The organism is Streptomyces sp. NPDC051364 (genome assembly GCF_040682115.1).
GTDB lineage: Bacteria > Actinomycetota > Actinomycetes > Streptomycetales > Streptomycetaceae > Streptomyces.
On the sequence record NZ_JBFBAH010000006.1, the window covers coordinates 133699 to 145811 of the forward strand.

A 12113-nucleotide genomic window follows, 5' to 3' on the forward strand; every position below is an offset into this window, starting at 1 on the left:
GTGTTCCCCCTATGTGACTCTGCCGCGGATTCGAACGCGGACGGTAAGTGCGGCGAAGGCGCCGTCAGTTGATTCGGCCGTCTCGGTTTCGGACGACTCGGGGCGCACGTCCAGTAGCCCGGGGACGGCTCCGGCGGGAACCGCGCGACAGGCGTCCGCAATGGCCTCACGCAGTACGTACACGGACCGCTCAGCGGCCATGGGACTACCGGGCTGCACCACCAGGGCGTGAACGTCCACGAAGGCCGTGACGGCGGTGGGCTTGCGCGGCCCCTGCCGGAGCGCCGTCACGGCCATGTCGTCTTCCGTGGTGGCGCCCATCCACACCTGTTGGCGCCGGTCGGCCTTGCCGGTCTCAGCCCATGTGCACTGAACCCCCGCGGGGACTGCCGCCTTGAGTGCGTCGAACAGGGCCGACTTCGCTTCGAAGGTGAACGACACGGCAACCCCTTACATGAAGATGAATGGCAGCCGGACCCTGTACCTGTTCAAGTGCGCGTTGACCTCAGGCAGGGAGGTAGGGCGCCAGTTGCCGCCCGCTTGTGCTAGCTGGACCGATCCGAATTCGGATTGGAGCTGTAGCGCCCGGTCCGGTACGCGTGACACAAGGTCCAGGCAGTATTGGCGGGCCAGAGTGCGGACGCACCAGCGGATCGTTTCCGGGGGTGCGTCGGTGCCCTCCCACTTCCGGCCGCAGTAGCCTTCAACCACTTCCACGGCGTACGCGATGGCGTCGGCCAGGGTTCCGTCAGGGAAGGTCGATGCGTCGTCCAGGCCGTCTAGAGCCCGGACGTCTTCAATCGTCGCGTAAGACATTCCACCCCCAGGGGGCCACCACGTCACGTGACGTGGTGGCCCGTGTCGGCTGCCTTACGGCTTCGGCGTGACGGTCAGAACCTTCGCGGCGCGAAGGTCGGTCAGGAGACCGTCCGCGCGCTGGATGAACCGGTAGACGATCTGGTCCGTGGTGAACTTCGCATCGACGGAGCGCTCAACGCGGAGCGGACCGGCAAGCCGGATCTTGTACTTGCTCAGGTCCGCGAACAGAACCTTGTCGTCCGGCATGACGGCGTCGGTCTCGATCGTCTTGCCGTTGAAGGTGTCCGGCGCACCAGCGGTAAGAGCGGACTGCCACAGGTAGGCGCCGTTCGCGTCCTTGAGCTTGCGCATGGTCGCTGCGGTCTTGTCCGACACGATGAACGTAGCCCCGCCCCGGTAGGACGACGGCAGTTCGTAGAAGAGGTCAATGAACGCGTCACTGACCTTGCCGTCGGTCGCGCCGGCGGTCCAGGTGGCCACCGCCGGAGAAGCCGAAGGCACGAGGCCCTTGGGCTGGCCGGTGCCGGTACCCGTCAGCCAGTGGGCGCCCATGCCGTGGCCCAGTGCCGGACCCGCGTCGCCCACCAGGAAACCGACCAGGTCAAGGGCCTGATCCTGGACGAACTCCGTGGACACCACGGACGCATACGCGTACTTGAACGCGCCGACCGACCGCTGAACGGTGGTCGGGGTGGACTCAGGAATGTTGGCATTCTCGGCAACGATGCCCGCAGACGCCCGACCGGTGACGACCGTGAAGTCTATGGACTCACCGCCACTGGTGGTCAGCAGGGACGCGCCGTTGCGCATGACCGTGGACCGCTCCACAGCCTCAGCGAGGAGCTGACCGAAGAGGGTCCGCGGGATGACGTTCTTGCCGGTGGTGGTATCCACGGCGCGGGTCTCAGGCGCAAAGGTGGCCGACTCGTGCAGGCCCAGCGAGCGAAGCTGTGCAGCCGCTTCGGTGAGCTTGTCCTGAGTGGCCTTCTTGCTGCCGGTGCCCTTGAGCCCGCCCATGAGAGAGGTGATGGACTCCGACGCCTTGAGGGCTTCCACCCCCCGCTTGATGCGGCCGTCAAAGTCCGCAATGGCGTCAAGGAGCTTGTCCTCCTTCTCGCGCGCCGACGCGTCCATGTCCTTGCCGGCGAACTCCTCAGCGAGCGTACGCAGCTCCGCCGTGGCCTTCTCCCGCGCTTCGAAGTTTGCGCTGAGCGTGATTGCGTCCATTACTGGACACCCCCCTTGGTGAGAGCGCGGAACAGTTCACGCGCCGGATGGAATGGCGCCGCTTCAAGCGGCGTGGTGGACGCCTGACCGATCCCGAGACTCAGTGCGATGGAGCGGCTGAGACCGGCGTCTGTGGTCGGGTAGGCGGGATTCAGAACCGGCCCCAGCTCCACCACGTTCATGCTGGTGATCTCCCGAATGGGGAGACCGGATTCTTCGTCAAGGACGTCGTGGACTCGCTGGCCCCCGTCGTTCACGCGGAAGGTGAAGGAGGACCCGCGGACGTCTCCGCGCTTGAGGAGTTCGGCAAGGTCCCGACCGGCCGTGGTGTTGGGAAGGTCGATTTCGTACCAGCCGCCTTCGGCGTCTTCGCCGGTCCGCAGCGTCCCCGAACTCATACGTCCTAGAGCGAGGTTGTTGTCATGGTTGAAGGTGGCGATCACATCGTTTGCGCGAAGGGAGTCCGCGCCGGCGCCGGGAATGATCCGCTCACGGAAGCCGCCAAGATCAAGGCTCAGCTCATGGAAGCGGTAGGCGTACCCGCGCATGGTGACGGTCTCGCCTTCGGCGCGAACCTCAGCCGGAAGGGTCAGGTTCCTGCGTTCCATCATCGGGAGACTCCCCCTTGTCGTCGTCTTCCCCGGCGTCTGCCGGGGGCTCTTCTACGGGTGGGGGCGCGATGGGCTCGGGCTCTTCGTCGGCCGTCACCTCAGCCAGATTCATGGGCACGCGGTGCGTCTGGCCCAGACCGTCCGGCAGGGGCGGAAGGTCTTCCCATGCGCGGACTTCATCCAGCGTGTAAATGCCCTGCTGTAGGCCGACGCTGTAGACGTTCACGCGCTCGCTGCGGGCCCCCCGCCGGATGCGCGAAAGGTCGAAGCGGACTTCAAGAAGACGGTTCGCCGTCTCCGCGTAGATCAGCCGTGTGAACCCCGCCTGAATGCGTTCGATCCACGGCTGTAGGGAGAAGTCCGAGAAGGCTTCGTTCTGCTCAGCCAGGCCCGATCCCCAGCTAGTTGAGTTCGTCGCGTCGGCAATCAGGTGGGGTGGCACCCCGAAAATCCGGGCTATCTCCGGAACCTGAAACTGCCGGGTCTGCAAGAACTGGGCTTCATCCGGCGACAGGGCCACCTTCGAGAACTTGGCGCCTTCGGTGAGCAAGGCAACGCGGTGGGCATTCTCGGCACCGCTGTTGGCCAGGCGCCACGCCTCACGGGCGCGGGCAAGCCCCTCTTCGGACATCGCGCCGGGCACTTCGATGAGCGCGCCGGGCATCGCCCCATTGGCGAAAAATTTCGCGCCGTAGGTCTGCGCGGCCATGGCCAGGCCGATGGACTCACGGGCGAACGCGATGGGTGAAGCGCCGGTCACCTCACCTGGCAGGGTCATGCCGGGGATGTGAAGGATCTCCCGCGTGGTGTACCAGCCCAGCGCGATTTCATTTCCGTCGTCGTCGTAGTCGGCAACGTGGAAGACCTTGCGCCGGCGACCACCGGCAACCACCGAATGGACTTCAATGCGGCTGGGGTCCAGTACCTCAAGGCCGACGATTGACGGGCCGTCCCAGATGATCGCCAGATAGGCGTTCCCGTCCAGCAGCAGACTGAGCACTATCTGAGACAGAAGGTCGATGCGGCCCACCCCACCCGGGTCCGCGTTCGGGTAGTCCAGCCACGCCGGAGACTTGACCTGTCGCACCACACCACCACGGGTGGAGTACAGCGCCACGGGCAGCGTGCATATCGTCTCGGAGAGAAGCCGAACGCATGCGAAGACCGCGGAGACCGTGAGGGCTGCGTTCGCGTCCACCTTCTGACCGGCAGCCGACATGACACCCGGTAGCGGGAACAGATCCGTTGCCGGGTCCCACTGGGCGCGGGTCACCACTTCCCGTGTCGGCCACCGAATGAGGTCACGCCAAAAGCCCATGCGGGCCACCCCCTCTTGCCCGCACGGCAGGCCACCGCGTCACGTGACGTGGTGGCGCCCAGGGCTACAGATCATCGAAGAATTCGGCGGACCCGCCGAAGGTGAACACCGCGCCGTCGCTCTCCCACGTGGCGACAATCGGCGCGTCTATCAGGCTGGGGTTTTCCTCACGCCACATGACGGCGCCGTGGACCGCCAAGATCATGGCGACGGCTAGGTCAATTTTTCGGCGTGAGGCCGCGAACTCCTTCGTGATGCGGGCCCCGTACTTGTCCTCACGAAGCACCGCGTTGCCGATGTGGCGGGCAAGCGCCGGGCTGCCGTCGTGTGACAGGCGGCCATCCCGTGCAGCGTCGTACACGGCCTGAGTCGCCGGAACCATTCGAGCGAGTGAGTTGGTCGGAAACGCTTCGACCGGGAAGCCTTCGGCCTCAAGGTTCTCTAGCGTCTCCTCCCACCTGTAGGGGTCGGCCACCAGGTTCCGCACCGTGTACGTGTCCAGCGCGGAGCGGAGCGCGTCCCGTACGTCCACCATGGGCACGCGCCAATGCGCATCGTCAGCCGGCGCCTCCCAGTGGCCCAACACGAAGACGCGAAGGTCTGCCACGCGGGTGGCCACCAGCCCCGTGCTGTCGCCCTTCCAAGATCCGTCGAAGCCCAACACAACTGCGTCTCCGGGCTGCAAGGTGTCGTCCACTGCCAGGGAGTCCCACAGGCCGTGAGGCAGCCACGTGGACGCACCACGGACGAACTGAGACAGCCTGTAGATACGGAAGCTGGCCTCAGTGCTTCGCTGGGCTGCTGCCTTGAAGTCCTCTTCGTTGAGGATGTCGAAGCTGGGGTTGCATGCGCGCCAAACTTCCGGGTCCAGGTGGTCCACCTGGGCCCCGATGCGGGGGCCCCATGACCGATAGAAGAGAGTCGGGTCCTTGGCCTCACCAGAGTTGACCCGCTCGCCCTGTTCGCAGAGCATCGCGAAGGGCCCGTCAGGGTCGGGTCCGGCAGTCGAGACCACCCAAGTCATGGGCTGGTTGCGGGCAGCAGAACCCAGCGTCAGCGCGTCGAAGAGATCAGCGTTCTTGGAGAAGGCGTATTCGTCCAGGCTTACAGCGCTGGGGTTGAGACCCTGCTGACGGCCAGCGTCCGCGGACACCACGCGGTAGGTCGAATCCTTGAAGCGGATGACGTCCCGCTGGACGTCGCACACGGCCGACAACTTCGGGGACGCGTTGACCATTTGCTTGGCAGCGTCAAAGACCATGCGGGCTTGGTTCCGGTCGTTGGCCGCCGCAATGATCTGCCGCTGACTGTCAGCCCGGTCCGCCACCAGGTGATAGAGCATGATGGCCGCGGCAATCGTGCTCTTCCCGTTCTTGCGCGCGATGCACACCACGGCCATGCGGTGCTTGCGGCGCCACCCGCCGAAGTCGTCCCGCTCAAGGCGGTACGCGTCGATGAGAAGTTCCCGCTGCCAGGGCAGCAATGCAAAGCGCTGACCGGCAAAGGACCCTGTGAGGTAGCAGAACCGTTCGATCCACGCGGCCACCCGGTAGCCCTCACTCGGGAACGGGGCGCCGGCGGGGATGTGGCGGGCGATGACTGGATCAATCGACTCCATGCCCGCCCCCTTAATTCACTAGTGCCCATCCCAGAGCGAGGGCCCTTGCAGGTGGTTCGACCCCAACGCACAATGGATGTGAGAGCCTGTTTCCGGCCCCAAAATTCATGCCACCCAAGGGGGCCTGAGGTCGGCGCCTGCCGGGCAGTGAACTTGCCGACCGCACCTTGGCGACTAAGGGAGGCGGGATGAATATCTGGCGACAGATTCGACGCCTCCGGGGCCTACCCCGGGGCATTTACTACGAGTACGCACCAGACGAGTGCCCTCACGAACGCGTCGTGGAAAAGACAATCGAGTACGAACGGCAGGACGGCGACTGGCATACGAGGAACGAATCCAAGTGCAGGCAATGCGGCCGTGAATGGGGATAACTTCTAGAAGTCCTCCGGGCCGGAAGCCACTCGGCGAGCCTCAGCCGCCACGATCCCCAGACGCATACGCGCTTCCGGCGTGAAGCCGATGACGGTCTCAATGGCGCGGAGTTCGCGCTCCGTGGATTCCACGTACTTCATGGCCGGATGTACGGCGGGCTGACCGGTAGACCCCACGGTCATGAGCCCGTCATTCTCGACGGCAGCGAGAAGGGCCGCGCGCCGGTCGTGCAGCTCCGCGTACCGCTGGATGATGTTGCGGTCCGTGTCGGGCGAGTAGGCGCCGGACCCGGCAGCCCATACAGCGCGCCAGACCTCACGGCCAATCGGCTTGAGGTGAGACGGCACGCGCGGGGCACGCCCCTCGTACACGACAGGGGCGACCGGGTCAGCGGCCGTGTTGGCGTTGCCCGTCCGCTGGTCTGCCGCCTTGCTTCGGGACATGCTGACACCACCTTCCGGGGGCTTACGCACCCCTTAGCGGTGCCTTTCTCGTCGGCCCGAAGCGGGGCTTGCCCAGTCGCCCCAAGGGTCGGCCACCCAAAAACAGGGCCACACCTAGAGCGCGTGTTTCGAGCTTGGGCCGGGATCGCCGGCAGGCACGCGCGGGAACTTCGGGACCGCTTTCCCCTCCCTCGGAAGGGAGGAGCGGCACAACCCGCGCCCATCGTTGCCGTGAGGTACGGACCGCACTGTGAGATCCGGACCAAAACGCTGGCAACAGTCCAGGATTTAGGGTCTACCAACGGCATCGCGGTAGACAGGCAGCCCAACATCCCCTCTACTCTCCCCATCCAGTCGCTCACGGATTGCAGAAGTCTTGAGGGAGAGCCATCACATGGAACGCACCCCGAAAGCCCCCGTGCTGGACATCCGAATCGGTGGATTCCACATGACAGTTCAGCGCGTCCCCGTACGTCTCGTGACAGCCCTGGTGACACTCGGCGGCTCTGCGCTGACCACATGGTTCACCACGCGATGAACACGTCAGAACGGCGGAGCCGAGTAGCCCATGTCCACGCGGGTCTTCGCCTTGTGGCACGGACGGCATAGAGCCTGCACATTGCCGGCGACGTCCTCACCACCACGGGCCAGCGGGATCACGTGGTCCACGTCCACGGCCGATGCAAGGAATGTCAGGCCGCAGCGCGCGCACGCACAACACCCAGCCTTGCGGATGGCTCGTCGCATGATGGCTGCTGCGTTGTGCCCACGCGCGATGGCCTCACGGCGCTTGCGGTGGGACTGGCGTGCACGCCCGTTCTCGTACGCCTTGTGATGCACGGGGCAACGCCCCTTGAGGGTGGCCCACTCACGGCACTCTAGACACCTGACGCGCATGGGCCACCCCCCCTACATGAGCACCGCGTCACGTGACGTGGTGGTATCTGGTCGATGTCCACGCCGCACCGCCCGAACGGTCTTACAACCCTGTTCGGCACACCCCCTCAAGGGGCGGGTTACTGGTGGGCGGTTCAGGCGCCATGAACGGCGTGGACAAGCACCCGCCCCGGGATTCGAACCCGGATCTCTGTGGCCTTCGCCCCGGGACAAGCCGGGTGGCCACGCACCTCTACCGATTGGGTCAGGCGGGCTAGCTTGCGACGGACCGGATTCGAACCGGTGTTGACCCCTGCCCGGGGTTGTCTTGGGCCGCTAGACGACCGTCGCTTTAGGCGATTCCGTGAGAGCTACCCACCACGCCAAGGGATCGTTGCCGAGCCCCAAGGAGTCGAGAACGGGCCGGACTCAGTCCGCCGTATCCGCTGAGGGGTGCGCGGCACCCGGCCCGTTCTCTGCCCTTACTAGAGCGCGTGGGTTGCCCGGAACGGGAACGGGCAACACGGGCCCGACGGAGCGCCGTTGAGGCTGTGCGGTGTTGCGGTGGTTCTAAGTCGTTTTTCGTTTCCCTCGTAGGTTTCTATATGCATTCCAAAAAACTCAAAGAATCACCGCAACACCGCGCCCGCTGACTCTGAGCAAGCGCCGAACCCGTCATGCGTTACGCTGCGTGGCCACACAAGACGTGTTCATGTCAAGTTGCCGCCACGAAAGAACCCCGCCGGCCCGAAGGGGGCTAGCGGGGCTCAGTGGGGCTACGCCGCTTCTGCTAGGTCTTCCTGGTCAGGGTCGTCGTCATCCACCGTCGCCCAGACGATTTCAACTCGGTTCGGTCCATCGAACCGGCCGCTTCCCTCTGGGGCCTTGCACACCTTCACGTAGTCGATGGCAAGCCCGATCAGATCACGCTTCATCGCGTCGTCCGCGGCTTCCCACGCCCCCACGGAATGCCCCTCCAAAAGGAATGTCACATCCGTCGTGCTTCCGCCGGTCAGTTCCTTGACTCGCGCTTCGGCAGCGTCCAACTTCTCTTCTGCCTCTCGCTTCGTGGGTAGGCGGTACCGAGCAGACCGGCCCTTGTAGAAGCCGTCCCGGTCGTCCTGGTGGAACTTGTCCAAGGCCGCGTTCGCCTCACGGACGGCCGCTTGCGCCTCACGCAGCTCCGTTGACTCCTTGGGATGTCGAAGCTCGTAGAGACGGTCCGCAATGATGCTCAGAAGGGGGTCTTCGTTGTCCGCGGCACTCAGGCGAGCGTGCCAGCGATCCAAGACATACGCTTCGAGCGGTGGCCGGTAGGCCATGGCCGGGCTTGGGCAATCCGGCCCGCTGCACTGATACGAAGTGCCGTTGAGCGTCATTGCGTAGTCGCAACCGGCGCACCGCGTTCGTTCGGTCAGCGGATACTTCGGGCGCCCTGCCACGGGGGTGTTATCCAGGATCAAATGCCCCTTGAGCACCTGCCGGGCCTTCTCTGCGGTGGCCGCCGGAATCATCTTGCGCTTGTCCGCAGCGACGATGACGCGCCTCCCGTTGTCGTCCAGGTAGGGCACGGGCTTTCGATTTACGGTGACCGTGAGCCAACCCTCATACACGGGGTTGTGCACGATGTAGCGGATTGTTTCGGCCCGCCACGGCTTGCCCCAGGGCGACGGAATTCCTTCGTCGTTGAACTTGATCGCCAATCCTCGCGCCGATATGCCGGCCACGATCTCCTTGAAGATCCGAAGGACGATTTGCCACGGCGTGTGACGAAAACCGGAGACCTTGGCCCGGTCCGGGGACAGCTTTTTGGTGACCTTGTCCACGGATAGCCCATAGGGCGCGCGTGAAAGCCAGCGTCCCTCTCTCCGCTGCTTGGCCTTGGTGTTTGTCACATTGTGGGACAGCCGATTGGAGTATTCGCGGGCGTTCTCTGCGCGGTCGATGATCCACCGTCGGTCGCGTTCGTCCATAGAGTCGAGACGTTCGTAATCGAAGATCACGCGCGCCTTACCGAGGATCGGAACGACCGCTTCGGCGCCCTTCCGACTGAACCTGTCCATCGCGTAAACCCACAGACAAGGAACCTCACCCGCCAGAACCGCATCCATAGCAGCGTCGTACTTTGGCCGCCTGACGTCCGACCACGCCGAAAGGTTCTCCTTCCACACCTTCCGAACCCTGTAGCCGTTCTCATCAGCCCACGAACGCCCCCGGTCCTCCTGCGCGCGGATGGACAGGGCGTCCTCACCCTCCCGTACCACCTTCGACTTACGTAGGAGTAGATCCACCCATGGCCGGTCGTCTGTCGTGCTCTGACTCATGCCCACACCCTCTGATCTGCGGAAACGATCCGCAAGCGGTTTATTGCAAGGGTGTCCGAGTGCTCCAGATGAACCAGCTCCACACTCCGAAGGCGAGCAGGAACCAGGAGACGGCGCGGCTGAGTTTCATGCCCCCAGTATCGGTTTGGTCCCCAGGACGGACGCGTCGGGGTGGGCTGTACCGGCGGTGGTTCGGACAAGTTGGCCGGTCCCGGGCTGCAGACAGCCGATCGGGATGTACTTTCACCTGCGTGTCTGCCAAGAAGACCGCGCTGACGGTCCTTTCCGCCGGGCTGCTGGTCCCCGCGATGCTCGTGGTGCCCGCGCACGCCGCGCCCACCCCGCCGCAGGACAGGAAGGGGCAGCCGCCCAAGGCCCCGGCCGCGGCCGGGCCGCCGGCGTCTATGTCCACCGTCGGCGGAGCTCTGCTCGGCAAGCCGGGCGTCCAGGTGAACCCGCTGGCCGGCGCCCCCGCCCTGCCGACGAACCTGACGGGGCGTTCGTGGATCGTGGCCGACGCCGAGACCGGCGAGGTCCTGGCCGCCAACAACGCGCACTGGCGGCTGCCCCCGGCCTCCACCCTGAAGATGCTCTTCGCGGACACGGTGCTGCCCAGCCTCCCGAAGGACAAGGTCCACAAGGTCACCGACCACGACATGGAGGGCGTCGGGGCCGGCTCCAGCCTGGTCGGGGTCAAGGAGGACCACGAGTACTCCGTGCACGACCTGTGGCTCGGGGTGTTCCTGCGGTCCGGGAACGACGCCGTGCACGTGCTCGCCGCCATGAACGGCGGCATCGAGAAGACCGTCAAGGACATGCAGGCGCACGCCGAGGAGCTCCAGGCCCTCGACACCCACGTCGTGTCCCCCGACGGGTACGACGCCCCGGAGCAGGTGTCGAGCGCGTACGACCTCACCCTCATCGCCCGCTCCGGCCTGCAGAAGCAGGACTTCCGTGAGTACTGCGGGACGGCGGAGGCGAAGTTCCCCGGCCTGCAGGAGCCCGGGAAGCCGCGCGAGTACTTCGAGATCCAGAACACCAACCGGCTGATGACGGGCTCGGGCAGCCTCTCCCCGTACAAGGGCATCGCCGGGGTGAAGAACGGCAACACGACCATGGCCGGCTCCACCTTCACCGGCGCGGCGCAGCAGGGCAACAAGAAGCTGCTGGTCACGGTGATGAACCCGAGCGCGGGCGGCCTGAACTCCGTCTACGAGGAGACCGCCGGCCTCTTCGACTGGGGCTTCGCGGCGATCGGGAAGGTCAAGCCGGTGGGCGAGCTGGTCCCGCCGAAGAGCGCGGACACCTCCTCGCTCGGCTCCCCCGCCCAGTCGCACGAGAACAACCCCTCGGCGGCCGGCGAGGGCGCGGGCGGCGGTGTCGGCACCGCGCTCGGCGTCGCGGGCGGGGCGCTGGCCGTGATCGCGGGCGGGGCGTACGCCGTCAACCGCCGCTGGCCGCGCGGCCCGCGCGGCCGCCGCAGCGGCGGCGGCCAGGCGTCCTAGGCCTCCTAGGCCTCTTGCTCCTGGTTCGCGGGCTCCTCGAGGTCTTCCGCGCCGTCGCCGTCCGCGGCGGCGCGGGTGGCCGTCCAGGCCGAGCAGTACAGCAGCAGCTTCGCCATCAGGTTGATCCAGATCAGCAGGGCGACCGGCACGCCGAAGGCCCCGTACATGCTCTTCGCGGCGACCCCGCGCATATAGCCGCTGAGCAGGAGTTTCAGCAGTTCGAAGCCGGCCGCGCCGAGGAGGGCCGCCTGGATGAGGTGGCGGCGCGGCGGTTCGACGCCCGGCAGCAGGGTCAGCACGTAGAGCAGGAGCAGGAAGGCCGCCACGACGCCGACGAGGAAGGCGCCGGCCCGCAGGAGTGCGCCGCCCGCGCCGTGCTGCGGCACGCCCAGCCAGCTGCCGAATCTGCCGACCGCGCTGGAGCCGAGGATCGAGGCCGCGGCCGAGCACAGGCCCACGCCGCCGAGGCCGACGAGCACGAGCGCGTCCTTGCCCTTGCGGACGACGGGGTTGCCCAGGTCCTCGTCGTCCTTGTCCCACACGGCGCGCAGGCAGTCCCGCATCGAGCCGACCCACCCGATGCCGGTGACGAGCAGGAGGGCGCCGGCGACGAGCCCGACCGTGCCCGCGTTGGCGACGAGGCCGTTGATGTCGAGCTGCTCGGAGATGCCGGGGACCTGCTCGGCGAGGCTCTTCTGGAGCCGGTCCAGCTGCTCCTGGCTGAGCAGCGCCGCGCCGATGGCGGCGGCCACGGTGATCAGGGGGAAGAGCGCGATGAAGCTGATGAAGGTGATCGCGGAGGCGAGCCGGCTCCAGTGGACCCGGTCGAGGCGTTCGTAGGCACGCCACGCGTGCGTCCGCATCAGCCGTACCACGAGTGGCCCGATCACCGGGAGTTTCGTCAGCCAGTCCATAGGGTCACCGTAAAGGAGCTGACGGAAATAGCCAGGATTGCCGGTTTTGGGCACTACGGTCGTCGATTGTGACTTTTCGCGAA

General features: G+C 66.0%; 10 protein-coding genes, 2 tRNA genes and 1 pseudogene. 2 read left to right on the forward strand and 11 right to left on the reverse strand.

The features are described from left to right. Positions 1-9 precede the first annotated feature (9 nt). From AB0M76_RS15260 to AB0M76_RS15285, 6 genes are all read right to left on the reverse strand, one after another. Complete coding sequence (locus AB0M76_RS15260) at positions 10-441, reverse strand: hypothetical protein (protein ID WP_365953312.1); 432 nt, start codon at positions 439-441, stop codon at positions 10-12. 429 nt (positions 442-870) lie between these two features. Next, positions 871-2046 carry a phage major capsid protein gene (locus tag AB0M76_RS15265; protein WP_365953313.1) on the reverse strand — a complete coding sequence of 392 codons (1176 nt, stop codon included), beginning with the start codon at positions 2044-2046 and terminating at the stop codon, positions 871-873. Further along, entirely contained in the window at positions 2046-2657 is a 612-nt protein-coding gene (locus AB0M76_RS15270; RefSeq protein ID WP_365953314.1) for an HK97 family phage prohead protease, read from the reverse strand. Before AB0M76_RS15270 ends, AB0M76_RS15265 begins: the two co-directional genes overlap by 1 nt. Then, the gene (locus AB0M76_RS15275; protein ID WP_365953315.1) at positions 2623-3930 is read right to left on the reverse strand and encodes a phage portal protein; all 1308 of its coding nucleotides are present in this window, start codon (positions 3928-3930) and stop codon (positions 2623-2625) included. The genes AB0M76_RS15270 and AB0M76_RS15275 overlap by 35 nt, the downstream gene beginning before the upstream one ends. Before the next feature lie 109 nt (positions 3931-4039). After that, complete coding sequence (locus AB0M76_RS15280; protein ID WP_365953316.1) at positions 4040-5593, reverse strand: terminase large subunit; 1554 nt, start codon at positions 5591-5593, stop codon at positions 4040-4042. Between the two features lie 377 nt (positions 5594-5970). Continuing rightward, on the reverse strand, positions 5971-6411 hold the full coding sequence (locus tag AB0M76_RS15285) for a phage terminase small subunit P27 family (RefSeq protein WP_365953317.1): 441 nt from the start codon (positions 6409-6411) through the stop codon (positions 5971-5973). 246 nt (positions 6412-6657) lie between these two features. Here AB0M76_RS15285 and AB0M76_RS15290 point away from each other — a divergent pair. After that, positions 6658-6735 (forward strand): annotated as a pseudogene (locus AB0M76_RS15290) (FHA domain-containing protein); the annotation flags it as partial. Between the two features lie 219 nt (positions 6736-6954). Here the strand turns inward: AB0M76_RS15290 and AB0M76_RS15295 are convergent. The 4 genes from AB0M76_RS15295 to AB0M76_RS15310 all read right to left on the reverse strand — a co-directional run bounded on the left by AB0M76_RS15295 (position 6955) and on the right by AB0M76_RS15310 (position 9611). Then, positions 6955-7251, reverse strand: a complete 297-nt coding sequence (locus tag AB0M76_RS15295; protein ID WP_365953318.1) for an HNH endonuclease signature motif containing protein — start codon at positions 7249-7251, stop codon at positions 6955-6957. Positions 7252-7469: 218 nt separating this feature from the next. After that, positions 7470-7562, reverse strand: a tRNA-OTHER gene (locus AB0M76_RS15300). A gap of 5 nt (positions 7563-7567) precedes the next feature. Further along, a tRNA-Ala gene (locus tag AB0M76_RS15305) sits at positions 7568-7638 on the reverse strand. 425 nt (positions 7639-8063) lie between these two features. Beyond that, on the reverse strand, positions 8064-9611 hold the full coding sequence (locus tag AB0M76_RS15310; RefSeq protein WP_365953319.1) for a recombinase family protein: 1548 nt from the start codon (positions 9609-9611) through the stop codon (positions 8064-8066). Positions 9612-9862: 251 nt separating this feature from the next. Here AB0M76_RS15310 and AB0M76_RS15315 point away from each other — a divergent pair, with 251 nt between their 5' ends. Beyond that, entirely contained in the window at positions 9863-11116 is a 1254-nt protein-coding gene (locus tag AB0M76_RS15315; protein ID WP_365953320.1) for a D-alanyl-D-alanine carboxypeptidase, read from the forward strand. Positions 11117-11121: 5 nt separating this feature from the next. Here AB0M76_RS15315 and AB0M76_RS15320 read toward each other — a convergent pair whose 3' ends face one another. Next, positions 11122-12030 carry a YihY/virulence factor BrkB family protein gene (locus tag AB0M76_RS15320; protein ID WP_365953321.1) on the reverse strand — a complete coding sequence of 303 codons (909 nt, stop codon included), beginning with the start codon at positions 12028-12030 and terminating at the stop codon, positions 11122-11124. Between the last annotated feature and the right edge of the window lie 83 nt (positions 12031-12113).